The following is a 25,448-nucleotide window of genomic DNA, read 5'->3' as shown; positions in this document are numbered from 1 at the left end:
ATGACTGATTTTTCAGAACTTCCTACATTAGGTATATTGGGTGGCATGGGGCCAGGTGCAGCAGTTGATTTTCAACAGCGCCTGCTCGATGCAAGCCCTGCAACGAAAGATCAGGAGCATATTCCAACAATTGTTTGGAATCATGGGGGAATTCCTGACCGACAACTTGCTTTAAAAAAACGTGGTGAAAGCCCGCTCAATGCAATGCTACATGGTTTAAAAATTTTAGAACGCAGTGGCGTATCTAAAATCGCTATTCCTTGCAACACGGCGCATTTTTGGCACGCAGATTTACAACAGCAAACTGCGCTTGAAATCTTAAATATGGTTGAAATTACCGTACAACAGATTTTAAAAAGCTATAAAACTGGCGATAAAGTTGGAATTTTAGCAACCAAAGGCACACTTTCAACTGAGTTATATCAGCGTGAATTGAGCAAATATGACATTCCTTTTGTCATCAATTCTGACCAAGAAATTGAAGAAGAATTTATGCCTGCTGTTTATGCGGTAAAACGTAATGAAGTGGAAAAAGCAGGTGTTGTTTTTCAAGATTTAAGTCAGCGTTTAATAGACCAAGGTGCAAACTCGATTATTTTGGCGTGTACAGAAATTCCTTTAGGATTACATGCAATCAACTCACCCATTTTAAATGTATGTTTTGATACTACACAAATTTTGGCAGATGCTTGTGTTGCTTGGTACTACCAAAAATAAATTCTAAAAAGGTTTATTCAAAAGCTCTCATCCGTGAGGGCTTTTATTTAATTACTTAATTTGAAGAGAGTTTGATGAGTTTAGAATGGTCAATTGAAAAATTATTTTTATATTTTATTCTGAAAATTTTTTAGGGTGTTGGGAAAAACAGTGTTTGTTTACTTCAACTATCATGACTTTGTAAATTATGATCTTATAGCCTATAAACTTGTGATCTATAGCGTCCTAAGTCGAATCGAGACCTTTTGGGTAAGTACTGCACTCGCGTTTTGCGCCGCTCACAGCATGCTACTCTTTTCGATTCCCGTCACACCCTTGAGATATATAGTAGCCAAAGGTGCTTGAAATTAATTTCCTAAGATGCGCTATTTTTTTTAATTCATAAAAAATATTTTCACCAATTATTAAATAATAGAAAATATTTCCCAATAAGCATCAAATTAAGATTTTTCTATCTGTTTAATGATGCTTATTCAGGAATTTTTACACTCTACATTTACATATATTGAATGAAGATTTTTTGTAGAAAATCAATCTTATTCATTTTTTAAGAAATTGTACTTTGTACCCATGTTGCAATAAACCACCACAAGCTTATAGCCGACATACCACAGAGTAAATTTGCCAAAATTTTCTGCATTTTACTTAATGAAGACTGATAAATTTTAATATTGATTACATAAGCAAGTCCGGCAAAAGCTCCACCAATTGCCCCACCAACTAAAATAAGTAAAAGTGGCCAACCTGCAAGTAAATGCGCTTTTTTGGGTAAAGGTGCTTTTTCTAAAGTTTCTACATTTTCCATTTTTATCTACTATTTTCGTTGAAATATACTGAATTGTTAAAAGCCAAATACACTTTTTAGAAAGCAATTTTTAAGCCATTTATTTAATTTTTCTTAGATGATACGTACAAATTTAATCTACAAGTAATTCATCAAAGTCTTTAATTTTAGATAAATAAATGGGGGCTAAACTTACTTTAGACCATGTTTCTTTAAATCGTGGATTTTCTTCATCATCTTCATTCATATTTTTACGATAAAGCTTTTTCCCTGTTAATAAATTAACACTCGTTTCACTTGAAATATAAGGACCATGATTACTTGAATTTTCATAACCAATTAAGCGCATATCATTATTTTCTAGTCTAAAACTATAGCCCCACCATCCATAACGACCATGTCCATAATTTACAAAAAGTTTATTTTTAATAATTTCCACACTCAGCTCAGGTGCAAAATAAACGCCACCATCTTCATTTTCAGATGAAAAACTACTGAGGTTTTGCACTACTTTTTTATAGCTACCATTTTGATTTAAAAATACCAAAATTCCACGGCGGTTTCAGTCAAGTCTTCCTCTATATTCATCATCAATCCATTGCTTTGAGTCCGTTCCTTTCACAATAAGAACCAAGTCTTTTTGACCGTCTTTGTTTAAATCGCCTTCTATGGCTTCAAATAAGGTATAGCTTTGGGGAATATAGGCTTTGTATTTAATTTTATCTTTTTGAAGTTTAATTTCTTCGGGGCTAAGCGTTTGCTGTTTTTGTTGAGATGTTTCTGCAAATGCCATTTGTCCTGCAAAAATAGCAGATGAAATTAAAATGCCTGCTGTAATCTTTTTCATTTTTATCATTAAAATTCTTTCAATATACCAAGTCAATTTAATATAAATAAAACCCACACTCTGGTGGGTTTCAATATGTAGTTTATTTATAAATTACAACACTTTTCACAGGCTTCGACTTTCTCTCTTGGCCAATTCATTCTTGCGCGTTTATAGGCAAGCTCGAAATTTGCAAAATACCCTATTAGTATTTGATCTTGAAACTTAGGTAAATCTTCACAACCTGTTGTTCCATTATGTATTTTATTTACGCCATTTGCAGCAGGTTTTTCATCGACTATAAATTTTATCATTTGCATTTTTAGCCCCCAAAACTTAAAAAGTTCAAATACGAACAAATAGATATAAATCCCATAAAACAATTATGGTTTTATTAATCACATACTAAAAATATGCCTTTTATACATAAAAATCAAACACTATTTCGCCTGTTTTTTAAACGGCTTGGTCTTTTTAATTTTGAGTGATTAAACCTCAAATAAATTGTATTTTTTACGTTTATTGGCATTAAGTTATCGGTTCATGTTCAATATTGGTCTTTTTATTTCGGAACCATCTTACTGCAAATATAGCCAGTACAATGATAAGAATAACCACCAATACAGGCACAAGGAATGACAAAATTGACAATAGAATTGCGCCAATCCATTCGCCTGTTGAAACCAATGGATTTGCCACGCCACCTGTTGTTGCGGTAGATACGCCACGAACTGCTACGGTACTCATTTGTACTGCGCCTGCTGTTCCACCACCTACAATTATTGCCGATGCCCAACTTGCGAACTGTGACATTTCACCTGAACTGACTGCCATTGTGGTAAGTGTGCCTGCAATCATGGCTGCGGGGGTTGCTATGCTGTCTAGCATGTTGTCTACCCACGGTATGTAGTAAGCGGCTATTTCACAGACTGTTGCAACTGCAAGTGCGATACATACCGATGGCATTGCGAGCCATTCGAAGCCTTTCATGGGTTCGAACCATCCTACAAGTGATGCAATACTCATAACTAATAGTGGTACGAATACGCGGAATCCGCATGCTGCGCTAAGTCCAATGCCTATACATAAGCCGAGTATGGTTTCCATGTGGTGTTCCTTTGTTTTTATTTTGCTGTTGTTATACGTTATCAAAAAAGCCCCATCGGGTGATAGGGCTTTTATTTAAAACAGTGAGTGCTGTTTTATGTGTGTTGCTTAGGTGTTCTTATTGTTAAATTGAACGCCATGGCATTTGGTACACGGGGGTAATCGGTCTGTACCAATTTCTAAGTAGGTGCGGTGTCCGCATTGCACACAAAAATAGAAGCCTGTGCCAGGTTTTTGACCAGCTTGAACCATTTTTGCTCTCCTTGTTTTTAGAAATGGTGAAACCACTATAACCGAAACTTTATGACTTTCAATTAGCCATTTAGTCTAATGATGATGTCAGAAAGGCGAAGGATTTATCGGAGTATTAATCAACACTATCCTTTGCAACACTCTCATAATGAGACTCTGTTAACTCAGACTTCAACATGTCATCTAAAAATATCTTCAACACTATATTTTTTGATACTTTCGTATCCAAGAGAATTTTCGTTTCATCATCATTAAAACGTATTTTGCCTTTAACAGATGGGAAGTTTTTACAAAAATCTATGATCTTCTCACTACTAATATTCTTTTTTATCACTGGAGATTCTGCAGATATTTTACTTAACTTCCGAGCAAAACTCATATCATCCACTAGCTCTTCAAAAGCTTCAGCATTTAATATCCAAGATACTGTGGAAATCACGTTACATGCTTGCGTTGCTTTCTCTTTTGTTAATAATTTAAATTTTGCATTTTTCTCAATAAATGGAATATCTATAACATATGTTGATCCATCTAAACGTATCATTTGAAATGATGGACTAATTGTCAAAAGTTGATCTGTAAATTTCTTCATTCTTTTATTCTTAAAAGTTACAGAAAATCTAGTTTTTTTTAAAATTTCTAGTGGATATACATGCTTATATATCAATAACTGCTTATTTTGTGATCCTATATCAATAATAAATGCTCTTAAATGCTCGATTTCGCTATCAGCGATTAAAGACCTCATTAACACTATCTAAACCATCTAGGTTTGAAAGCATATTGAATGATTCACCTAAATCACAATCAACTTTACAAATAATATTTTTTCTATCATCACATTCAGTAAGATTTTTTAGTACTGCATCAGAGTTAAATATATAAGAGTCTCTTAATGATGAATTAAATAGATCTTTAATAGAACTTTGAATATCAGGATCTACCTCTATTTCTTTAATTTTATATTTATTATTATTGAATAAAATAGCGTACAAGCATGCTACTGAACTCTCATCACTTAATATGTCGTCAACTTGATTCTCTAAATCAACTCTACTCATTCACAACCTTCCCAAAATAAATATTATCATCAAGCTCAATATACGTAACTACAGAGTCTTCTTTTATTTTATTCAGACTCAAAACTATAATGTCTTGTTTAATACCACTTCTAAACTCAGCATCGACTTTGTAGATTGAATAACCCATTAAAGCCAAAGAAGGATTAGCATAAAACATATTTGTTTTTATGTACATAACCCCAATGACAATCAATAAAAGAGTAAAAATTAATTTAAATTTATCACTAGAAAAATTAAAGCTAATTAATGGAATAATATATGTGGCTAAAAACGTTAAATGCTCAAAACTTATATTTTCTGACTTCACCACTTTAAAAGGAATTTTAGTAGATCCTTTTAATCTATATCTAAATTGAAACCAAAAATATACACTGACAACCAACAATAAAAATGAAAAAATAGAAAACCAATTTAATATAAAAATTTCATAAAAACCAATAAAAGAGCATGTAGCGCCCCAACAAATAGGTATATCTATTGTTATTATGATCAAAAATAAAAATAGAAGAATCAAAGAAACCAAATAAAGTTTAAGCTTATTCATTTCCCACCAAACAAGCCTGTATAATAATTTAAATATTATTATAACCTATAAATAAATATGTAACAAATCAATACCATATCTAAAATAGACAAGTTATTTTTTAAATAAATGCATACCCTCTTTCAGTAAAAGAGGGCTAGGTACATTATTTAAACATTCCCTTCCAAAAAATCCTGCGCAAAGCGTTGTAACACCCCACCCGCTTCATACACATGAACTTCTTCTTCCGTATCTAAACGACACGTTACAGGAATTTCTAAAATTTCATTCAAACCATCTACCGTGGCACGTTCTACCACCAAAGTTAAAGTCGAACGAGGTGCAATATTCCCCATCACGCTATACAACTCCGTACCATCCAACTTCAACGTTTTACGGTCAATTCCTGCTTTAAACTCAAGCGGTAACACACCCATACCTACCAAATTGGTACGGTGAATACGCTCAAAACCTTCAGCAACAATCGCTTCAACACCTGCAAGGCGAACACCTTTAGCCGCCCAATCACGACTAGAACCTTGTCCGTAATCTTTCCCTGCAATAATAATTAAAGGCTGTTTACGGTTCATGTAGGTTTCAATCGCTTCCCACATGCGCATCACTTCGCCCTCAGGCTCAACACGGGCTTTCGAACCTTGCTTAATTGTGCCGTCCGAACGAACCACCATCTCATTAAACAACTTCGGATTGGCAAAAGTCGCACGTTGCGTCGTTAAATGATCGCCTCGGTGCGTTGCATAAGAGTTGAAATCTTCCTCAGGCACGCCCATCTTTTTCAAATATTCACCCGAAGCACTGTCTAAAACAATCGCATTCGATGGAGATAAATGATCTGTGGTGATGTTATCGCCCAAAATAGCCAATGGACGCATTTGGCTTAAAGTACGTGGCGCAGCCAAAGCCCCTTCCCAATATGGCGGACGACGAATATAAGTACTTTGCGCACGCCAATCATATAAAGGACTTGCAGATTTTTCATTGACACCCAAATCGAACATTGGAATATAAATTTTCTTAAATTGTTCAGGTTTCACTGCTACTTTTACAAGCGCATCAATTTCTTCATCGGACGGCCAAATATCTTTTAAATAAATTGGATTGCCATCTTTATCGTTTCCTAACGCATCTTTTTCAATGTCAAAACGAATGGTTCCCGCAATGGCATAAGCAACAACTAATGGCGGAGATGCTAAAAATGCTTGCTTCGCATAAGGATGAATTCGACCATCAAAGTTACGGTTGCCCGAAAGTACCGCAGTTGCGTATAAATCACGGTCAATAATTTCTTGTTGGATTTTAGGATCTAACGCACCCGACATACCGTTACACGTGGTACATGCATACGCCACAATGCCAAAACCAAGTTGTTCTAAATCTTTTAAAACACCTGCTTCTTCTAAATATAAAGCAGCAGCTTTAGAGCCTGGTGCAAAAGATGATTTCACCCAAGGTTTACGTACTAAACCAAGTTCATTGGCTTTACGTGCAAGTAAGCCTGCTGCAACGGTGTTTCGTGGGTTAGATGTATTGGTACAAGATGTAATGGCAGCAATAATGACTGCACCATCAGGCATTAAACCATCGGTACGATTTTCGACAACACCTGCAATGCCTTTGGCTTTTAAGTCCGCTGTTGAAACACGTGCATGTGGGTTCGATGGCCCTGCAATGTTACGTGTAACGGTAGATAAATCGAAACGAAGGACACGTGGATATTCCGCGCCTGTCATATCGCTCGCCCAAAGACCAATTTCTTTGGCATAAGTTTCAACAAGCTTCACTTGTTCAGGCTCACGACCTGTAAGCGTTAAATAATCAATGGTGTTTTGATCGATATAGAACATAGCTGCTGTTGCGCCATATTCAGGAGTCATATTTGAAATAGTCGCTCGATCACCCACAGACATGCTGTCTGCACCTTCGCCAAAGAATTCTAAATATGCACCGACTACACGTTCTTTACGTAAAAATTCTGTTAATGCTAAAACAATATCTGTTGCGGTAATGCCTGCTTGGCGCTGTCCTACAAGTTCTACACCAATAATGTCAGGTAAACGCATCCATGACGCACGACCAAGCATCACGTTTTCTGCTTCTAAACCGCCTACACCAATTGAAATAACGCCCAATGCATCTGTATGTGGTGTGTGTGAATCTGTACCTACACAAGTATCTGGATATGCAACGCCACCACGGTTTTGAATGACAGGTGACATTTTTTCTAAATTAATTTGATGCATGATGCCGTTCCCCGCAGGAATCACATCTACATTTTCAAATGCGGTTTTTGTCCATTCAATAAAGTGAAAACGGTCTTCATTTCGACGGTCTTCCACAGCACGGTTTTTCTCAAAAGCATCTGGGTCGAAACCGCCATATTCCACAGCCAATGAGTGATCGACAATAAGTTGTGTCGGCACAACAGGATTGACTTTAGATGGATCACCACCTTGTTCCGCAATCGCATCTCGCAAGCCTGCTAAATCGACCAAAGCCGTTTGTCCTAAAATATCGTGGCACACCACACGTGCAGGATACCAAGGGAAATCATGATCTTGTTTACGGTAAATCAGTTCTTTTAAAGATTGCTCTAAAATTTCAGAGTCACAACGACGAACCAATTGTTCTGCAAGAACTTTTGATGTGTATGGAAGTTTTTCATATGCGCCTTGCTGAATATTTTCTACGGCTTCACGTACATCAAAATATTCTAGCTGGGTGCCTTGCAGTGGTTTACGGAAGTTGTTATTCATAGCTTACCTGCCTTTCAATTCAATCTTTTATCAACTTTTGTTGTTGCTTGTTTTTCATTCCATCGAAGGCATAGTACACTGTCAAAACACCATTTCCCAAATTTGTTATTTTTCATAAAGTTAGGTCTAAAAATCTGCGTTTTTCTATTATTTTCTAAGTTCATGACAAGAATAGACATGTTAAATGTGATTTTTTTCAAAAAATAGCGGAAAATAGACCTCATTCTTTAGTATTAGATACTGTTATAGAGATTAAAAAATGAGCGTACTGACATTCTCCTCTTTCACTTTAAACGGTGTAGATGCACAAAAATTCCTTCAAGGTCAGGTGACATTGAATGCAGAAAAATTGGCTGAAGGTACAACACGATACACAGGAATTTGTAATTTAAAAGGTCGTATTCAATTTGGCTTTTGGTTAAAGAAAAATACTGCTGAAAGCTTTGATATCATCACCACGACAGATTTAGCCGAAGAACTTTCTAAACATATTAAAAAGTTTGGTGCTTTTTCTAAAATGAAACTTGAAGATACAGGTGTGGTTTACCCAAGTATTGAGGGAAATCACACTGTATTTGCTACAGCAGAAACAGATGTGATTGCTTGGCAATTACAAGCCATTGAATCGGGTCAAGCATGGATTGAAACGGCAACTTCTGCTCTATTTCAACCGCAAGAAATGCGTTTACATCAACGTGAAGGTGTTCACTACGACAAAGGTTGTTATTTGGGTCAAGAAATTGTGGCGCGTCTTTGGTTTAAGGCAAAACCAAAAAGTTGGTTACATTTGGTTCAAGGTACAGGCGATGTTCCTGCATCTGCGACTCAGCTTAGCCCAAACACAACTGTAGTAAATAGCATTGGTGTAGATGGTGGTTATAAAGCGTTGGTAATTGCAAAGCCTGAAGTTCTAGTTGAATTAGGTTTAACTGTTTTAGACCTGCCTGAAGCATTAAATGGTGATGTTGCACGTCCTCAGTCATAAGCCTAAATGTTTCAAAATATGTAGAAAAATCAAACCTCCTTGCAAAAGGAGGTTTTTTTTGCCTTATTTTTCAAGGGCTGTTATTAATTCTTGTACATTGGACACAATGTAAAAACATTTAAGCTAAACATACACTAAGAAACATAACATTAATAATCTTTTAAGTTTTTCGCATTAATTTAACTTGGTAGATATCTCTAAAGTAATTCCTCACTGAATACTTTTTATTATTCATTTTTATTTAAACGCCATACCCTCTTTTTATATCAAATACTTAGCTTGGATATTTGTCGTTAATTTAAGGTTTTTAATTTTATGAAAAAAATACTTCTAGCAAGTTTAATCGCTGTTTCATCACAATTTGCACTTGCAGCCAACGCTCCACAAGTTGACCCTGCATTTGCTAAAATTGAAACATTAGTAAAAGCTAAGAATTTTAATGATGCATATAAAGAATTAGACAAACTTGCTCAAACAGGTAATGCACAAGCAATTTATGATCTTGCTTTCTTAACTCAAGCAGGTCAAGGCACAACAAAAAATGATGCTAAAGCACTTGAGCTATTCAAACAATCTGCCGATAAAGGCTACCCAACTGCAAACTATCTATTAGGTAAAACTTATCTTTCAGGTGGTTTAGGCGTTAAGCCAGAACCAAACACAGCAAAAAGCTACTTAGAAAAAGCAGCTAAACAAGGTATTGAAGAAGCGAATGTAGACTTAGCTGCTCTTTATTTTGGTGAAAATAAAGATGCTTCAACAAAGAAAGCACTTAAACTGATTGATCCACTTGTGAAAAAAGGCAATCCGCAAGCCGTTCATCTTCGTGCTTTATACGACATCAATACAGGTCTGAAAGAAAAGAAAGAGGCAACTGTGAAAGCAGGTTTAAATAGCATTCAAGCACTTGCTCAAAAAGGTTATGTGCCTGCACTTATGGAAGTAGGTAACATTTTAGCGACAGGTAAATTGGTTCAACAAAATCTACCTGAAGCGAAAAAAATCTTTGGTATGCTTGCAGAGAAAAATGTACCTCATGCTAAAGAAGCTTTAGATGCAGTAACAAATTTAATGGCTCAACAAACTAAAGCGCCTGCTACACCAAAGAAATAATAGACGAAACTTAATTGTTTCCATTCTTTGAGTTAAAAAAAACCCTTAAACGATTTTAGTTTAAGGGTTTTTTATTGATGAATAATCGATTAAAAACCATGAAATAGTTTATTCATATCCTTCGTCACATAATCTTTAAAATGGTAAGCACGCGCATGTTTTGCATCAAATTTTACAATTAAATCATCTTTTTGAAAAACATAAACACGATCTTCAGAACTCACCAAATAATCTTTGCCTAGTGTTTTTAATAAAGCATCAATTTTATCTTCATCTGCGATACTTTCATCGGCATTAATTTTATCGTAGCTGCGTTTAATACCTTTGATAAACATCTTAAAAACTCACTTCTTCACTTATATTTACAATGCTAAGTTTAACTTAAAGCACTAGATTTACACGACCAAAAACAAGAAAGATCTGTAATTTTAATTTAAGACCACCACATCGCAATTAAACCACTCATTACAATGAAACCCACAATGGTACTCATGAGTAACGGTGTTAATGTTTTTTCACTTAAACCATAAGCTTGTCCCAACATGGCGAAAATTGTTGGCATAGGTAAAGATGCAATAATAGTTCCTGTATATATCATTTCTTGGCTTACATCTGTTAAATACGTCAGACCTAAAAAGACCAATAATGGGAAAATAAGATTGCTTGAAATAACCAAATAAACACTTTGAAGATTCACATATTTCAGGCTTAAACCCACAATACCACCACCAATTGCAAATAATGCCAATGGTGATGCTGTTTGCCCAAGCATTAATAAAACCTGATCAAGCTGATGTGGAATTTTAATTTTAAATGCGGCGAAAATAATACCAAAGACAACCCCCATAAAAATGGGATTTTTCACTAAAGTCAGTACGGTATTTTTAATAATGGCGAATAGATTTACATTGCCACTCTTCTTCATATTGAGTTCAGCTAAAACCAGAACAGCAGGAATTAAGAATACACTTTCAATAATCACAACAAGCGATATATAAGTCATCGCCTTTTGCCCCATTAACAAGGTCAATACTGCTGCACCAATTAAACCCGTATTCGACATGGATGCGCCCAAAGACAATACGGCGGTTTCAGATTTAGTATTTTTAAAATAATGAGAAAGAATGAAAAAGGCAGCAATATAGAGTAAAAAAGTTGCACCGCCATAGACCGCAAAATATTCTGGAAACCAAATTTCATGTAAATCTTTGGCAGAAAGTGACTGCAACAACAAAGCAGGTAATGCAACTTTAATAACAAAAGCACCCACCGCTGCAATTTGCAACTTCGATAATAAATTCAACTTTACAGACAAATAACCTAAAGCTAGAAGTAAGAAAATAGGTCCGATTATCGTAAAGATCATGAAAATAATATCCTTTCCAAATATTAAAATTTTAGGACAGAAATATTCTGTCCTAAAACGTAGTGGCGTTTAAAACTAAAGTGATGTTTCAATACTAAAATGAAGTAAATAAATCTTTTAAACCGTGAGGTTGGCATCTTAAATATTGTGGAGATACTGCAATTTTCGCGCCTAATTCGGCTGCTGCTTGCCAAGGCCAATTCGGTTGATACAAAATTCCACGCGCAATACCAATGGCATCGGCTTGCTCATATTGTAACACTCCTTCTGCTTGCATTGGTTCTTCAATCAGACCAACAGCAATAACAGGAATATTAACGGCTTGCTTAATCGCATGTGCAAATGGCACTTGATAGCAACTATGAATATCTATGTTCTGTTTAGCGTCTAAACCACCACTCGAAACATGAATATATACAGCGCCTAAAGCTTCTAATTTTTTAGATAATTCAACTGAAGATTCCACATTCCAACTATCCACACCATCCATCCAGTCTGTGGCGGAAATACGAATACCAATTGGAAAATCTTGTGGAACAGCTTTTTTAATGGCTTCAAATATTTCTACAGTAAGACGAATTCGGTTTTCAAAATTTCCACCATATTCATCTGTACGCTTATTTGAAAGTGGCGATAAAAATTGATGCAATAAATAGCCATGTGCTGCATGTATTTCGATTAAATCAAAACCAACATCTACCGCTCTTTTTGCAGCTTGTGCAAAATCTGCAATGACGTTTTGAATCTCATCAATTGTTAATGCATGTGGCACATGATCTGCTTCATTAAAAGCCAATTCGCTTGCAGAAACGGTTTGCCATCCTAAAGCATCTTGAGGGTTTAATTGCCCTTTGCCTGTCCAAGGTAAATCACTAGATGCTTTGCGTCCTGCATGTGCAAGTTGAATAGCAAAAGGTGCAGGTGAAATTGCTTTTATTTTATTTAAAACCCCTTTCATTTTTTCAGCTTGATCATCATTCCACAAACCTAAATCTGCATGACTAATACGCCCTTCAGGTTGTACAGCTGTAGCTTCAATAATGGTTAAACCTGCACCCGATAATGCATATTTTGCCCATTGCTGTTCATGCCAAAAAGTCACTTCGCCATTATTGTTTGCGGAATATTGGCACATTGGGGCAATAATAATTTTATTGCTTAGACTTAGTTTTCCAAATTGAATCGGCTGAAATAATAAAGACACTCAAATCCCCTCATTTTTTAATCATTCATTTTTTTCAAATTTTATTCTAGCTCAGAAAACAAAAAACAGGCTCCGAAGAACCTGTTTATTTAAAGATTTTTTTATTCTTTAGAAAATAAATTTAGTGCTTAAACCTAATACAAATGCATCATCCACATTGTTTGTAGAACCTGGGTTAATCACATATTGTACGTTTGGACGCAACATCAACCATTTTGTTGGGTTGTAGCTATAGTTCAATTCAATATTATATTCTGCACTCGCATTAAATTGTGGTTTTACATCTGCAACACGATTATTCACGTGAACACGGTTTACACCAAGACCGACATAATCATTTGGTAATGCGGCAGATAACCCTACATATTTCAAACCAATTTGTTGTGAATTATCCACTTTATTGGTTATGCAATCATGCCAAGTGAAGTTAGCAAAACTATGTAAACCTTGTTTACCCGAACCTGTAGATGTGAGCTGTTGTTCAATTGCCAACCAACCACCAAATGTACGATCTTCAGGTGCGCCTGTTTTAATATCTTTTTGGTTTGCAGGGTTATCTGCTGTGTTGTACATAGCACCAACACGGTAGCTACCCGCTAAACCATTAATGAATGATTTTGGTTGCCATACGACTTCTACAGGAATGGTTACACCATCGGCATTATCTGTATCTAAGCTCCAACCCTGTCCTTCAGCTTTTGCATTACCGTTATCTGGGTTAAATTCATATACGCCCACTTGTGCAAATACTTCAGGATTAACTTGATATTTAACACGTCCGCCCCACTGTGCAACAGGCGTATTCATCCAAATTCCACCTTGCCATTTCCCCATTTGAGCAGCACAAAATGCATTACTTTGGAAATCACAAGCCATGACATTAAAGTCCATGCCTAAACCTAAGCGACCCACTTTAATACTCAGACCTTGTTCTTTAAAATTTTTTTCAATCGATAATTCTGTCAAACGAGACTGTTGATTACCACGTCCAAAGTTTGCTTGAACATTGGCTAATTGTGGCGCTGAATTATCTTGTAAATCATTTACGGTTGTACTTTGACCTTGACGTGCCGTCATTACTGCACGAATGCTTACGCCATTCCAACCCGCTAATTTTTCCATATCTAGCGCTGTACCTAACCACAATTGACCCGCAATAGTAGGATCAGCATGTTCATTACGCCCACCATCGGCTAAGTAAGCAGTATCGGTTGCTATATTTGCTTCGAACTTCACCCCTTTTTGCGCAAGTTCGGTACGTTTACCCGACCAATCGCCAAACATATACTGACCTTTCGGATCAAAAGCATCTTCTGAGTGAGCTTGTACCATAACTGACATCAAAACAGCTGGTAAAATGGCTAAACTAATTTTCTTCATGATTGAAACCTGATTGGGTAAATACCTGTTTACAAACAACTAATATTTGCAAAATTCATGTGAAAACTACCTAACTTTTATTCATTTTTCTCAGCATTATTTTTATTCGTTTACATACTTTTATTTATATAATCACTAAAAAGACTAAAACAAATGATGATAAATATAATTTATATATTATTTTCAATATGTTAGTAAATTTTGATATTATTTTTAACGATTAATCAGAATAGCTAAATAAGTATAATTTTATATATATTTATGCATTTATTACTATAATTTAAGTACTTATGAATACTTTCTTTTAAGCACATCTAAATTAAGCTTGTAATCTGAAAGCGATAACCCGATATTAGTCACATCCTCATATATTTAATATCAGATGCCTGAATTACCTGAAGTTGAAACCACAAAAACAAGTTTATTGCCTCTTTTAAATGAAAAAGTCATTCGTGTGACTGTTCATCAATCAAGCTTAAGATGGCCCATTCCCAATGATATTCAAAAACTCGTTGGACAAAAACTTCTTAAACTTTCTAGACGTTCCAAATATATTTTGGCTGAATTTGAGCACGATTCAATGCTTTGGCATTTAGGTATGTCTGGAAGTTTTCGTATGTGCGAACCGACAGATGAACTTCGCAAACATGATCATCTTATTATTCAATTTGAAGATATGGAACTTCGTTATCACGATCCACGTCGTTTTGGTTGTATTTTATGGCTAGATGATCAATCACAAACAAAGCTGATTGACACTTTAGGTCCTGAACCTTTAAGTGATGCTTTTAATGCAGAATATTTAGCTTCTAAATTAAAAAGTAAAAGTACCGCTATTAAAGTTACGATTATGGATAATCATGTTGTGGTTGGTGTTGGAAATATCTATGCGACTGAAAGTTTATTTAATTTAGGTATTCATCCTGCACAGCCCGCTTCATCTCTTACACATCATCAAATTGAAAAATTGGTCATTGAAATTAAGCGCATATTAAAACAAGCCATCGATTTAGGTGGCTCTACATTACGTGATTACACCAATGCAATGGGTGAAAATGGCTACTTCCAACAAACTTTATTGGCTTATGGCCGAGTTGGTGAAATGTGTGTGAACTGCGAAACCACCTTAGAAAATATTAAACTTGGACAACGTGCAAGTGCATTTTGTCCTCAATGTCAGCCATTGAAAAAGGTTAAAATAACGAGTCAGAAAGCAATGAAAGGAAAAAAAGCATGAAGTCTGCCATCGTCCGTCATATTTTGGTGAAAGATAAAGAACTTGCAGAACAGCTAAAAAAGAAAATTAAGGATGGTGCAGATTTTTCAAAAATTGCCAAACAGCATTCAACCTGCCCATCTGCAAAAAAAGGCGGTGAATTAGGTGATATTAAAAAAGGTCAATTGGTCGGGCCTATTGATAAAGCCGTATTCACTTTAGCTGAACGTGAATTACATGGTCCGATTAAAAGCCAATTTGGTTGGCATTTGTTAGAAATCAAATTCCGCATGGATTTCTAATCCCTTTACGATCCCCTCTCCTTTTAGGAGATGAGAAGCACTGCTTCACAAGAGGGATTCCATAAAAAAACGGCACAAATTGTGCCGTTTTTTTATTCTTTTAGAATTAGCCTTTACGTTTTAATTCATCACGAATTTCACGAAGTAACTCAATATCTTCAGGCGTAGCTGTTGGAGCTGGTTCTTCTGCTGCTTTCTCACGACGCATCTTATTCATTAACTTCACTAACCAAAATACAACCCAAGCGAGTAAAATAAAGTTAATTAGGATTGTTAAGAAATTACCGTAAGCAAATACATTTAAACCAGCTTCTTTCGCAGCAGCTAAATTTGTAACATTACTTGGATTATCACCCAATACTAAGAACCAGTTTGAGTAATCAACATCCCCACCCAAAATCCATGTAATTAATGGCATAATTAAATCAGCAACAGCTGAATCGATAATTTTACCGAAAGCACCACCAATAATGACACCAACAGCTAAATCCATTACATTGCCTTTTACAGCAAACTCTTTAAATTCTTGAATAACATTCATATTTTCTCCAAATTTTTGTTATCAAAATTAATGTGACTAATCATACATTATCATTAAAATCATTTCCGTCTAATTCGCTTGGTTTTTTTATTATTTTTATTATTTTTAGGACTTACGCATTGACGGATTCAAAAAAGTATTAAAATACTTTATAAAGTATCTGTGATCAGACGAATTAAAAATGCTTCTACAGCAACTTGTACTCTACCCATTTATATGGGCTTTCTCATGACAGAACCGAACTCTATTAGCTGCACACAACTTGCCGAGACTTATAACATCTCGCATGATAGTGTAAATCGCTTTCTAGAACGTGAAGACTACACACCTCACGACCTATATCAAGAAGCAATTCAACATATTGATAATAATAAACTTATAGTCAGTATTGATGATACTGTTTTAGATAAACCATATAGTCAGCATATGGACTTAGTTAGCTATTTTTGGTCAGGCAAACACCACCGATCCGTCAAGGGTATTAATCTCATTACCTTGTATGCGACAGATCAAAATGGTCAAAATATTCCAATTAATTTCCGAATTTATGACAAATCTGAAGGTAAAACCAAGAATGATTACTTTATGGATATGTTAAGTGAAGTACTCAGTTGGGGTGCAAAGATTCAATTTATTACAGGTGATAGTTGGTATTCATCGACTGGAAATCTAAAAACCATAAGAAAACATGGTATTCGATTTATGTTTGGTATCGACTGTAACCGTAAGGTTTCCCCAGAAAAAGGACAATGGTTTCAACTGCGTTTATTGCCAAATTTCCATCAGGGTCAAGTGGTCTGGCTCAAAGATTTTGGCTTTGTACAATTATTTAAGACTCAGTTAAAAGAACAGCAGAGGTTTTATATTGTGCATCAAGATGAAGATGATTTATTGTCCTTTGAGGGTTTTCATGAATTACATTCAAGTCATTGGAAAATAGAACAATATCACCGAGTGATTAAACAGGTTTGTCATATTGAAAAGTTTCAAGTAAGACGATCTAAACTGATTTCGAATCATATTTTTTCAGCCTTGATGGCCTATGTTGAGATACAAAAGAACCAGTTTGAGCGGATCTTTGAAAATGTATATCGTTGGCAGAAGAAGTTATTTAGACCAATGATCAAAAACTTCATTGATGACTTTATTCTCGATAAAAATCATCTGCTACCACAGAGAGTCTATAAATAACAGTGCGTAAGTCCTAATTTTTTAACAAAAAAACCGCTAACTTATGTTAGCGGTTTTTTCAAATCCTAATAAAAGGATTAATTACTTACCAGAACGGTTACGTTTACGTTCGTTCTCAGTCAAGTGACGCTTACGGATACGGATTGACTTAGGTGTTACTTCAACTAACTCATCATCTTCAATGAATTCAAGCGCTTGTTCAAGCGTGTATTCAATTGCAGGAACTAGCGTTAACGCTTCGTCAGTACCAGATGCACGTACGTTCGTTAACTGTTTCGCTTTAGTTGGGTTAACTGTCATATCATCTGAACGAGAGTTAATACCAATAATCATACCTTCGTAAACTTCTAACTGTGGCTTAGCAAATAGACGACCACGGTCTTGAAGTGTGAACAATGCATAGCCCAAGCATACGCCTTGAACCATAGAAATCAACACACCATTTTGACGTTTCGCAACAGTACCTTGTTTCATAGGACCGTAATGCGAGAAGCTAGATGTCATGATCCCTGTACCTGAAGTCATTGTTAAGAACTCAGAACGGAAACCAATCAAACCACGTGAAGGAACAGTTGCTTCAATACGGATACGGCCTTTACCGTCAACTTCCATATTTGTCATTTCACCTTTACGGTGACCCATTTGTTCCATTACAGAACCTTGGTGTTGTTCTTCAACGTCAAAAGTAACGTTTTCGTATGGCTCTTGTTTTTCGCCATCAACTTCTTTCAAAATTACTTGAGGACGAGATACACCCATCTCGAAGCCTTCACGACGCATATTTTCAATAAGAACTGAAAGGTGAAGTTCACCACGACCAGATACTTTGAAACGGTCTGGACTGTCAGTATCTTCAACTCGAAGTGCTACGTTGTGAATTAATTCGCGGTCAAGACGTTCACGAATGTTACGTGAAGTTACGAATTTACCTTCTTTACCAGCAAACGGTGAGTTGTTTACTTGGAATGTCATTGTCACTGTAGGTTCATCTACAGAAAGTGCAGGAAGAGCTTCAACTGCTTTCGGATCACAGATTGTGTCAGAAATATTAAGTGCATCGATACCTGTTACACAAACGATATCACCTGCAGATGCTTCTTCAACATCAACACGATCTAGACCATGGTAACCCATGATTTTTAAGATACGACCGTTACGTGTTTTACCTTCTTTATCGATTACAGTCACTTGTGTATTCAATTTAACTGAACCACGTTGAATACGACCAACACCGATAACACCAACGAAGCTGTTATAGTCAAGTGAAGACACTTGCATTTGGAATGGACCATCAACGTCAACTGCAGGCGGTTCAACGATGTCTACGATTGTTTGGAACAATGGAGTCATGTCTTCAGCAAGTTCTTCTGGAGAAGGGCCAGCTACACCACGAAGACCTGAAGCATATACAACTGGGAAGTCTAACTGTTCGTCAGTACCACCAAGGTTGTCAAACAAATCAAATACTTGGTCAATAACCCAGTCTGGACGCGCACTTGGCTTGTCTACTTTGTTAATAATAACGATTGGTTTCAAACCACGTGCGAACGCTTTTTGCGTTACGAAACGAGTTTGCGGCATTGGACCTTCTTGAGAATCGACAAGAAGCAATACGCAGTCAACCATCGACATTACACGTTCAACTTCACCACCGAAGTCAGCATGTCCCGGGGTGTCCACGATGTTAATGCGGTATTCAGTGTTTGTACGTGCATCAGTCCATTTAATTGCAGTATTTTTTGCAAGAATGGTAATACCACGTTCGCTTTCAATAGCGCCTGAATCCATGACACGCTCGATCTCACCCGCGCGATCACCAAGAGCACCTGATTGCTGTAAAAGTTTGTCTACAAGAGTTGTTTTACCATGATCGACGTGCGCAATAATGGCGATGTTACGGAGAGTTTTAATATCTGACATGTAAATTCAATGCATATGTAATTTGAGGGCAAATTATACAGAAAAATATAAACTTTTTATAGTGACAGTTTATTGACATTAACGTTTTTTTTTCAAAATCCATCGTTATTTGGTTTTGTTATGCTGTCTAACTCGATTAGAATAGCGTCATCTTGCCACTATTTGCCTTGATTCATGTCCGATTTAAATCATTCTTCTGATCAAAAAGATCAACTCGATTTAGTCTACGGTCTAAATGATCGACCTAAACCATTCATCGCTTTTCTTGCTGCGTTCCAACATCTTCTTGCAATTATTGTCCCAATTGTGACACCAGGCTTACTTATTTGTTTAGCTTTGGGGGTATCTAAAGAAGATACAAACATGATTTTATCGATGTCTTTGGTCATTTCAGGCATTGCAACCTTTCTTCAATGTAAAAAAGTTGGCCCGTTTGGTGCAGGTTTACTCATTGTTCAAGGCACAAGTTTTAATTTTATTGGACCAATTATTGGTATTGGTTCAGCAATGGTTGCGGCAGGTACACCTGTCGAGTCTGTAATGGCTGCTATTTTTGGTGTTGTTATTGCAGGTTCATTCATTGAAATGGGTGTTTCACGTATTTTACCTTGGGTTAAAAAATTAATTACGCCATTGGTAACAGGTATCGTGGTTCTTCTTATTGGCTTAACGCTTATTAAAGAAGGTCTAATTAGTATGGGTGGTGGTTATCAAGCGATGAGCGATAAAACTTTCGCCAATGCAGATAACCTTATTATGTCTTGTACTGTACTTGCGCTTATTATTATTCTTAATCGTATTCGTGTTACTTGGGTCAAAAGCTCAGCTATTTTAATCGCACTGGTTGCTGGTTATATTCTTGCTGGTTTTATGGGACATTTAAACTTTTCAGGTTTAACTGAAGCTCCTTTAATTCAAATTCCAACACCTATGCACTTTGGTTTAAGCTTCTCTTGGAGTTTATTTATTCCAATGGCATTCATTTATATTGTGACATCATTAGAAGCCATTGGTGATATTACAGCAACATCTAAGCTATCTAACCAACCTGTAGATGGTTCTAAATGGATGGAACGCATTAAAGGTGGTGTTTTAGTAAATGGTGCAAATTCATTCCTTGCAGGTATTTTCAATACTTTCCCAAGTTCTGTATTTGCCCAAAATAATGGTGTAATTCAGTTAACGGGTGTTGCAAGTCGTTATGTTGGTATTTGGATTGCAGTATTATTAATCTTATTGGGTTTATTCCCTGCTGTTGCTGGTATTATTCAAGCTGTACCTCAAGCTGTGCTTGGTGGTGCTGTTATGGTGATGTTCGGTGCTGTTGCAGCTTCAGGAATTAACATTCTTGCAGGCGTTCAATTAGATCGTCGTGCACTACTTATTATTGCAATTTCATTAGCTCTAGGTTTAGGTGTGGCACAAGTTCCACAAATCTTAGAGCATCTTCCTGAATTATTCCGTAACATCTTTAGTTCTGGTGTTGCGACAGGCGGTATTGCAGCTTTGTTATTAAATATTATTCTTCCTGAAACGAAGAAATAATTTCATTTCAGCATCAACTTTGCCCAGCGTTGTCTGGGCATAGTTGTTCAATGGAGAGAGAAAATGGATCCTAGAAGTGAAGTTGTCATTCGACAGCACGAATATCTTTCTGGCCGTGTATTACTGGTTAACGCTCCCACAGATGATTTGCTTTCGAATTTAGATAAAGAAATCGAGCCCATTATTTGGACTTGGAACTTCAATGAGTACCAATACTTTCAAAATCAGCAAGCCAATGTTCATTTTGGTGTTAATGTTCCTGAAAGTACGTTTGATCAAGCAATTATATTTGTTCCAAAGTCGAAAGAGTTGCTGAATTACATCTTACATAATGTGGTTAGCCGTTTAACGACTGGCGCATCTATCTTTTTAGTAGGCGAGAAAAAAGGAGGGGTTGAGCGTGCAGCAAAACAGCTCCTTCCTTTTGGCCCTGCATTAAAGTTAGACAGTGCACGTCATTGCCAAATGTGGAAAATGACCATTGAAAAACCAGTAATCGCAAAACCATTGGCAGACTGGGCACAAGAATATAAAGTACCAACACCAAATGGTGATTTGACCATTTCCGCCCTCCCAGGCGTGTTTAGTCAAAAAAGCCTAGATATTGGTACAGCTGTATTATTGCCACATTTATCAAAAGTCACTTCAGGTAAAATTGCCGATTTTGGCTGTGGCGCAGGTGTCATTAGTGCATATTTGGCCAAGCTAAATCCGAAAAATCGTATTTTTGCGATGGATGTAGATGCTTTTGCATTAGAATCTACTCGTATGACATTCGATAAAAATAATTTAGAAACGGAACAGCTTGAGATTAAAGCAGTAACAGGAATTGAGGATGCTCCTCTATTTTTACATGCGATTATAAGTAATCCCCCATTCCATCAAGGAATTAAGACCGATTACAATACCAGTGAAAATCTATGTAAAACTGCTCGTCGCCATTTAAAATCTGGTGGAGAGTTATGGATTGTTGCAAACCGCTTCCTAAACTACCCTATTCTCATTGAGCAAAATTTTGGTCAATGTACAACAAAAGCCGACCAACAAGGCTTTAAGGTGTTATTCGCTAACACTCAAAAGAAATCATAAGGAATTGAAATGAGCGAAACAGGTCAAACACAGCAGCTCAAGCGTAAGCTTGGTGCTCGCCATCTGAATATGATCGCCATTGGCGGTTCTATTGGGACTGGTTTATTTTTAGCATCTGGCGCAACAATTGCAAATGCAGGTCCAGGCGGTGCATTACTTGCCTATAGCCTAATTGGCATCATGATTTATTTCTTGATGACAAGCCTTGGTGAATTAGCAACACACAACCCTACTGCAGGTGCATTTTTTACTTATGGTACTAAATACGTCGAAGGCGGTTTTGGTTTTGCATTAGGTTGGAACTATTGGTACAACTGGGCAATTACTGTTGCATTCGAGTTGGTTGCTGTCCAATTTATCATGAAATTCTGGTTCCCAGATATTCCTGGTTTCTATTGGAGTGCCATTTTCCTTGCGATTCTTTTTGCAATTAATGCATTAACCGTTAAAGGCTTTGGTGAAAGTGAGTTCTTCTTCTCCCTTGTTAAAGTCCTTGCGATTATTGTATTCATTATTATTGGTATCGCAATGATTGCTAAAATCATGCTTACACCAGGCATGCATACTTTCGCAAATTGGACGAAAGGTGATGCACCTTTTGTTGGTGGATTCCAAGCCCTTATTGGTGTTGCAATGATTGCCGGATTCTCGTTCCAAGGAACAGAAATGGTTGGTGTTGCTGCTGGTGAATCTAAAGACCCGAAAAAAACCATTCCTATCGCGATTAAGCAAATTTTCTGGCGTATTTTATTGTTCTATATCGTGTGTATTTTCATCATTGGAACTCTTGTTGCCTACGATGATCCTCGCTTATTACAAGCTGCTGCAAGTGAAGATATTGCACTTTCTCCATTCACATTGTTGTATGAACAAGCTGGTTTTGCCTTTGCAGCGAGCTTAATGAATGCTGTGATTTTAACTGCAATCCTATCAGCTGGTAACTCTGGAATGTATTCTTCTACACGCATGCTATTTAGTATGGCGAGAGAAGGACGCGCACCAAAATGGTTTGCTAAGTTAGATATGCGCGGCGTTCCAATGAATGCACTTTACGCAACAACTGCTGTTGCAGCATTGTGTTTCCTTACAACCTTTATTGGTGAACAAGCAGTATTTAACTGGTTGCTCAATATGTCGGGGATGTGTGGTTTCATCGTTTGGCTAGGTATTGCAATTTCTCATTACCGCTTCCGTAAAGGTTATCTTGCTCAAGGCTATAAACTAGAAGATTTAGCATATAAAGCGAAGTTCTTCCCATTTGCACCGTGGTTTGCTTTCATTTTATGTTCAATTATTATTCTTGGACAAAATTATGAAGCACTCATTGGCGGGAAAATTGATTGGTTAGGATTACTATCTACATATATTAGTATTCCATTATTCCTTGTCATTTGGCTGGGTTATAAATGGAAGTTTAAAACTAAGGTTGTTCCATATAATGAAATGGATGTTCAACCTGCCAATCTTGATCGCGAATAATATATGCAAATAAAAAAACAGCCAATTGGCTGTTTTTTTATTATCTCAATAACGTAAATATATGTTTATGGCGTCAGCAATGTCATTGTTACACGTCTATTCATCGCCCGCCCTTCAACTGTAGCATTTGAAGCAATCGGCTGAGAAGAACCAAAACCTTTCATCTGTAATTGTTCCGAATTGACTCCATGTTCTGTAACCAATGCATTTGCCACCGAATTAGCACGAGCAATAGATAATCGACGATTTGTAGCAACATAACCAGAGCTATCTGTATAACCATCGAGTTTTAATTTAAAATTTGAGTTCTGCGCTAAACCCGAAGCCGCTGCAGAAATATAAGGGTGATATTCAGAATCAATTTGGCTTGAGTTATTTGCAAAATGAATTGAAACACCATTTTTCAATTCATTCAAAGTATTTTGAGCAGCTGTATTGTGATTGGATGAGTCCTGATTAACAGATTTAGTTGCACACCCCATCAAAGCTAAACTACAGATTATCGCAGCTAATACATTCTTATTCATATTAATACTCTTCTTTTAGTTGGTTAATTAATACTCAAAAAATATATCATGCTTTTAATAATTTTCAAAATTTCAATGGCTTATTTTTTTAAGCAAAAAAAAACGACTCCGAAGAGTCGTTTTTTTACAGCGTGATATTACTCAGCTGTTACAGTACGGCTACCAGAAATAGTCGCGAATACACGACGGTTCATAGCACGACCTTCTTTAGTTTTGTTGTCAGCAATCGGTTGATCCCAAGCGAAACCTTGAGTAGTCAAACGAGCTGGATCAACGTTGTATTCATTTACAAGAGAAGTTTTAACAGAGTTAGCACGAGCCAAAGATAAACGTTGGTTCAACGCTAATGGACCAGTGTTATCTGTGTGACCTTCGATGCGAGCAGTAGCGTTTGGATATTCAACTAACTTTTCAGCAACTTTAGCAATTTCTGGCTTGTATTGATCTTTGATGTTTGATTTGTTTGTATCAAAGAAAACACGAAGTTCCATGCTTAGGTCTTCAGTCAACTCTTTTGGTTGAACTGGAGCAACTGGAGCAATTGGAGCAACAGCAACAGCAGCAGCAGCAGGTTTCAAGTGACCGCCTAAAACTACGTTAAGACCAGCTAAAGCTGTGTAGTTCCAGAAAGATTCGTCGAAGTTGTAAGTACCACGAGCTTCAGTACGAAGAGATAAAACGTCATTTAAGCGCCAGAAAGCACCAACACCAACGTTACCTAAAGTACCTTCTTCTTTAAGACCACGACCTGTACGACCTAAGTCAGCAGCACTTGCACCATCAAACTTGTATTTGTAGTGACCAGCACCCGCTAATACGTAAGGCTTGATTTTGCTATCGTAGTTTTTAGTGATTAAATCAGAAGTAACATAGAAGTTACCGTTGATTTGAGTTTGTTTGTATTCAGCGTTAGATAAAGTTGCGCCTTCAAGGTCACCCTTAACTTGGTTATATTCAGCTTCAAAACCTAACCATGGAGTTAATTCAACACCAATAGCAGCACCAGCGAATAAATCATCTTTTAAGCCAGCCGCATCAGTAGCGCTTAAATGATCTTTACCATTGTTGTTTTTAGTGTCTTGGAATGTGTAACCAAGCATTAATGGAGTAACAGTTACGCCTGCATTTGCAGCAGCTAACGGAGCAGCAACGAGCATTGCTAGTGCAATACGACTCATTTTCATGGATTTATCCTCCAGAGATAAACAATTGTTGTTCAAGTTTAAGCCTAAATTATATCTATCCTGAGATAGGCTTTTATACCCCAGTTGTTTTTTTAAGCTATTCACGTGCATCATACAAACACTTTTCATGTTTTCCAAGTGCTTGATTCAGTAAATCGAACAAATTATGACAAAATTACTTACAATTTCCGTTGTAATTCGGTAATTATTTATCCAATTTTACAAGTAAATAGCTTATTTTCACTTGTCTTTTATTCTAACATTTTTATTAAAAGTTAAGTAACTATTATTTTTATCAAAAAATATATTTAAAAACAATACTTTAATCATTAAAAACACAT

25 protein-coding genes and 1 pseudogene are annotated in these 25,448 nt (G+C 36.4%); 9 read left to right on the top strand and 17 right to left on the bottom strand.

Translation table 11 applies throughout. The features are described from left to right. Positions 1-717, top strand: a complete 717-nt coding sequence (cuyB, locus tag GTK57_RS08990; protein WP_163122830.1) for a cysteate racemase — start codon at positions 1-3, stop codon at positions 715-717. A 547-nt stretch (positions 718-1,264) separates the two neighbouring features. Here cuyB and GTK57_RS08985 read toward each other — a convergent pair. From GTK57_RS08985 to acnD, 9 genes and pseudogenes are all read right to left on the bottom strand, one after another. Further along, complete coding sequence (locus tag GTK57_RS08985) at positions 1,265-1,522, bottom strand: hypothetical protein (protein WP_163122827.1); 258 nt, start codon at positions 1,520-1,522, stop codon at positions 1,265-1,267. A gap of 112 nt (positions 1,523-1,634) precedes the next feature. After that, a pseudogene (locus GTK57_RS08980) lies at positions 1,635-2,357 on the bottom strand (hypothetical protein). Positions 2,358-2,434: 77 nt separating this feature from the next. Continuing rightward, positions 2,435-2,641 (bottom strand): hypothetical protein, encoded by a 207-nt coding sequence (locus tag GTK57_RS08975; protein WP_152875036.1) that lies wholly within the window; start codon positions 2,639-2,641, stop codon positions 2,435-2,437. A 214-nt stretch (positions 2,642-2,855) separates the two neighbouring features. Continuing rightward, a complete protein-coding gene (locus tag GTK57_RS08970) occupies positions 2,856-3,434 on the bottom strand; it encodes a DUF4126 domain-containing protein (RefSeq protein WP_152874977.1) in 579 nt (192 codons plus the stop codon). Between the two features lie 108 nt (positions 3,435-3,542). Beyond that, the gene (locus tag GTK57_RS08965) at positions 3,543-3,722 is read right to left on the bottom strand and encodes a zinc ribbon-containing protein (RefSeq protein ID WP_228720302.1); all 180 of its coding nucleotides are present in this window, start codon (positions 3,720-3,722) and stop codon (positions 3,543-3,545) included. Between the two features lie 79 nt (positions 3,723-3,801). Beyond that, positions 3,802-4,434: an anti-phage protein KwaB gene (kwaB, locus tag GTK57_RS08960; protein ID WP_163122825.1), complete on the bottom strand. Its 633-nt coding sequence runs from the start codon at positions 4,432-4,434 to the stop codon at positions 3,802-3,804. Further along, the gene (locus GTK57_RS08955) at positions 4,415-4,747 is read right to left on the bottom strand and encodes a hypothetical protein (protein ID WP_163122822.1); all 333 of its coding nucleotides are present in this window, start codon (positions 4,745-4,747) and stop codon (positions 4,415-4,417) included. Before GTK57_RS08955 ends, kwaB begins: the two co-directional genes overlap by 20 nt. Beyond that, positions 4,740-5,312: an anti-phage protein KwaA gene (kwaA, locus tag GTK57_RS08950; RefSeq protein ID WP_163122819.1), complete on the bottom strand. Its 573-nt coding sequence runs from the start codon at positions 5,310-5,312 to the stop codon at positions 4,740-4,742. The genes GTK57_RS08955 and kwaA overlap by 8 nt, the downstream gene beginning before the upstream one ends. A gap of 149 nt (positions 5,313-5,461) precedes the next feature. After that, complete coding sequence (acnD, locus tag GTK57_RS08945; RefSeq protein ID WP_152874983.1) at positions 5,462-8,065, bottom strand: Fe/S-dependent 2-methylisocitrate dehydratase AcnD; 2,604 nt, start codon at positions 8,063-8,065, stop codon at positions 5,462-5,464. A gap of 259 nt (positions 8,066-8,324) precedes the next feature. On the opposite strand from acnD, the gene ygfZ reads away from it, so the two are divergent. Next, complete coding sequence (ygfZ, locus tag GTK57_RS08940; RefSeq protein WP_163122816.1) at positions 8,325-9,050, top strand: CAF17-like 4Fe-4S cluster assembly/insertion protein YgfZ; 726 nt, start codon at positions 8,325-8,327, stop codon at positions 9,048-9,050. Positions 9,051-9,365: 315 nt separating this feature from the next. After that, positions 9,366-10,163 (top strand): tetratricopeptide repeat protein, encoded by a 798-nt coding sequence (locus GTK57_RS08935; RefSeq protein ID WP_152874986.1) that lies wholly within the window; start codon positions 9,366-9,368, stop codon positions 10,161-10,163. Between the two features lie 89 nt (positions 10,164-10,252). On the opposite strand, the gene GTK57_RS08930 is transcribed toward GTK57_RS08935, so the two are convergent. From GTK57_RS08930 to GTK57_RS08915, 4 genes are all read right to left on the bottom strand, one after another. Further along, complete coding sequence (locus GTK57_RS08930; RefSeq protein ID WP_163122813.1) at positions 10,253-10,498, bottom strand: hypothetical protein; 246 nt, start codon at positions 10,496-10,498, stop codon at positions 10,253-10,255. Positions 10,499-10,596: 98 nt separating this feature from the next. Continuing rightward, on the bottom strand, positions 10,597-11,529 hold the full coding sequence (locus tag GTK57_RS08925) for an AEC family transporter (protein WP_163122810.1): 933 nt from the start codon (positions 11,527-11,529) through the stop codon (positions 10,597-10,599). 94 nt (positions 11,530-11,623) lie between these two features. Beyond that, complete coding sequence (locus tag GTK57_RS08920; RefSeq protein WP_163122807.1) at positions 11,624-12,733, bottom strand: NADH:flavin oxidoreductase/NADH oxidase; 1,110 nt, start codon at positions 12,731-12,733, stop codon at positions 11,624-11,626. A 108-nt stretch (positions 12,734-12,841) separates the two neighbouring features. Then, positions 12,842-14,113, bottom strand: coding sequence for a carbohydrate porin (locus tag GTK57_RS08915; protein ID WP_163122804.1), 1,272 nt, complete (start codon positions 14,111-14,113; stop codon positions 12,842-12,844). A 382-nt stretch (positions 14,114-14,495) separates the two neighbouring features. Between GTK57_RS08915 and mutM the strand changes: the two genes are divergently transcribed. Beyond that, positions 14,496-15,350 carry a bifunctional DNA-formamidopyrimidine glycosylase/DNA-(apurinic or apyrimidinic site) lyase gene (mutM, locus tag GTK57_RS08910; RefSeq protein WP_152874990.1) on the top strand — a complete coding sequence of 285 codons (855 nt, stop codon included), beginning with the start codon at positions 14,496-14,498 and terminating at the stop codon, positions 15,348-15,350. Continuing rightward, positions 15,347-15,631, top strand: coding sequence for a peptidylprolyl isomerase (locus tag GTK57_RS08905; protein WP_152874991.1), 285 nt, complete (start codon positions 15,347-15,349; stop codon positions 15,629-15,631). Before mutM ends, GTK57_RS08905 begins: the two co-directional genes overlap by 4 nt. A gap of 106 nt (positions 15,632-15,737) precedes the next feature. Here the strand turns inward: GTK57_RS08905 and mscL are convergent, their stop codons facing one another. Beyond that, positions 15,738-16,172, bottom strand: coding sequence for a large conductance mechanosensitive channel protein MscL (gene mscL / locus GTK57_RS08900; protein WP_163122801.1), 435 nt, complete (start codon positions 16,170-16,172; stop codon positions 15,738-15,740). Between the two features lie 162 nt (positions 16,173-16,334). Between mscL and GTK57_RS08895 the strand changes: the two genes are divergently transcribed. Further along, positions 16,335-17,363 (top strand): IS701 family transposase, encoded by a 1,029-nt coding sequence (locus tag GTK57_RS08895; RefSeq protein ID WP_082188993.1) that lies wholly within the window; start codon positions 16,335-16,337, stop codon positions 17,361-17,363. Between the two features lie 81 nt (positions 17,364-17,444). Here GTK57_RS08895 and typA read toward each other — a convergent pair whose 3' ends face one another. Beyond that, the gene (gene typA, locus GTK57_RS08890) at positions 17,445-19,283 is read right to left on the bottom strand and encodes a translational GTPase TypA (RefSeq protein WP_152874993.1); all 1,839 of its coding nucleotides are present in this window, start codon (positions 19,281-19,283) and stop codon (positions 17,445-17,447) included. A 174-nt stretch (positions 19,284-19,457) separates the two neighbouring features. Here typA and GTK57_RS08885 point away from each other — a divergent pair, with 174 nt between their 5' ends. The 3 genes from GTK57_RS08885 (at position 19,458) to GTK57_RS08875 (ending at position 23,396) form a co-directional block, all read left to right on the top strand. Then, positions 19,458-20,828 carry a uracil-xanthine permease family protein gene (locus GTK57_RS08885; RefSeq protein WP_152874994.1) on the top strand — a complete coding sequence of 457 codons (1,371 nt, stop codon included), beginning with the start codon at positions 19,458-19,460 and terminating at the stop codon, positions 20,826-20,828. 63 nt (positions 20,829-20,891) lie between these two features. After that, entirely contained in the window at positions 20,892-21,917 is a 1,026-nt protein-coding gene (locus GTK57_RS08880; protein ID WP_163122798.1) for a class I SAM-dependent methyltransferase, read from the top strand. A gap of 9 nt (positions 21,918-21,926) precedes the next feature. Further along, a complete protein-coding gene (locus tag GTK57_RS08875; protein ID WP_152874996.1) occupies positions 21,927-23,396 on the top strand; it encodes an amino acid permease in 1,470 nt (489 codons plus the stop codon). A gap of 65 nt (positions 23,397-23,461) precedes the next feature. Here GTK57_RS08875 and GTK57_RS08870 read toward each other — a convergent pair whose 3' ends face one another. Further along, positions 23,462-23,923, bottom strand: a complete 462-nt coding sequence (locus GTK57_RS08870; protein ID WP_163122795.1) for an OmpA family protein — start codon at positions 23,921-23,923, stop codon at positions 23,462-23,464. Between the two features lie 137 nt (positions 23,924-24,060). Then, positions 24,061-25,107 (bottom strand): outer membrane protein Omp38, encoded by a 1,047-nt coding sequence (gene omp38, locus GTK57_RS08865; protein WP_163122792.1) that lies wholly within the window; start codon positions 25,105-25,107, stop codon positions 24,061-24,063. Positions 25,108-25,448 lie beyond the last annotated feature (341 nt).

It is taken from the genome of Acinetobacter portensis (assembly GCF_010646905.1).
In the GTDB taxonomy this organism is placed as follows: Bacteria; Pseudomonadota; Gammaproteobacteria; order Pseudomonadales; family Moraxellaceae; genus Acinetobacter; species Acinetobacter portensis.
This window is presented reverse-complemented; position numbering and strand designations above follow the sequence as displayed.

Coding starts and splice junctions, on each gene's coding strand:
- GTK57_RS08875 (WP_152874996.1), top strand. CDS start 21,927: ATGAGCGAAACAGGTCAAACACAGCAGCTCAAGCGTAAGCTTGGTGCT.
- GTK57_RS08915 (WP_163122804.1), bottom strand. CDS start 14,113: ATGAAGAAAATTAGTTTAGCCATTTTACCAGCTGTTTTGATGTCAGTT.
- GTK57_RS08905 (WP_152874991.1), top strand. CDS start 15,347: ATGAAGTCTGCCATCGTCCGTCATATTTTGGTGAAAGATAAAGAACTT.
- mscL (WP_163122801.1), bottom strand. CDS start 16,172: ATGAATGTTATTCAAGAATTTAAAGAGTTTGCTGTAAAAGGCAATGTA.
- kwaB (WP_163122825.1), bottom strand. CDS start 4,434: ATGAGGTCTTTAATCGCTGATAGCGAAATCGAGCATTTAAGAGCATTT.
- GTK57_RS08985 (WP_163122827.1), bottom strand. CDS start 1,522: ATGGAAAATGTAGAAACTTTAGAAAAAGCACCTTTACCCAAAAAAGCG.
- GTK57_RS08975 (WP_152875036.1), bottom strand. CDS start 2,641: ATGATAAAATTTATAGTCGATGAAAAACCTGCTGCAAATGGCGTAAAT.
- GTK57_RS08925 (WP_163122810.1), bottom strand. CDS start 11,529: ATGATCTTTACGATAATCGGACCTATTTTCTTACTTCTAGCTTTAGGT.
- acnD (WP_152874983.1), bottom strand. CDS start 8,065: ATGAATAACAACTTCCGTAAACCACTGCAAGGCACCCAGCTAGAATAT.
- typA (WP_152874993.1), bottom strand. CDS start 19,283: ATGTCAGATATTAAAACTCTCCGTAACATCGCCATTATTGCGCACGTC.
- GTK57_RS08935 (WP_152874986.1), top strand. CDS start 9,366: ATGAAAAAAATACTTCTAGCAAGTTTAATCGCTGTTTCATCACAATTT.
- GTK57_RS08870 (WP_163122795.1), bottom strand. CDS start 23,923: ATGAATAAGAATGTATTAGCTGCGATAATCTGTAGTTTAGCTTTGATG.
- GTK57_RS08880 (WP_163122798.1), top strand. CDS start 20,892: ATGGATCCTAGAAGTGAAGTTGTCATTCGACAGCACGAATATCTTTCT.
- cuyB (WP_163122830.1), top strand. CDS start 1: ATGACTGATTTTTCAGAACTTCCTACATTAGGTATATTGGGTGGCATG.
- GTK57_RS08970 (WP_152874977.1), bottom strand. CDS start 3,434: ATGGAAACCATACTCGGCTTATGTATAGGCATTGGACTTAGCGCAGCA.
- mutM (WP_152874990.1), top strand. CDS start 14,496: ATGCCTGAATTACCTGAAGTTGAAACCACAAAAACAAGTTTATTGCCT.
- GTK57_RS08885 (WP_152874994.1), top strand. CDS start 19,458: ATGTCCGATTTAAATCATTCTTCTGATCAAAAAGATCAACTCGATTTA.
- ygfZ (WP_163122816.1), top strand. CDS start 8,325: ATGAGCGTACTGACATTCTCCTCTTTCACTTTAAACGGTGTAGATGCA.
- omp38 (WP_163122792.1), bottom strand. CDS start 25,107: ATGAAAATGAGTCGTATTGCACTAGCAATGCTCGTTGCTGCTCCGTTA.
- GTK57_RS08930 (WP_163122813.1), bottom strand. CDS start 10,498: ATGTTTATCAAAGGTATTAAACGCAGCTACGATAAAATTAATGCCGAT.
- GTK57_RS08955 (WP_163122822.1), bottom strand. CDS start 4,747: ATGAGTAGAGTTGATTTAGAGAATCAAGTTGACGACATATTAAGTGAT.
- kwaA (WP_163122819.1), bottom strand. CDS start 5,312: ATGAATAAGCTTAAACTTTATTTGGTTTCTTTGATTCTTCTATTTTTA.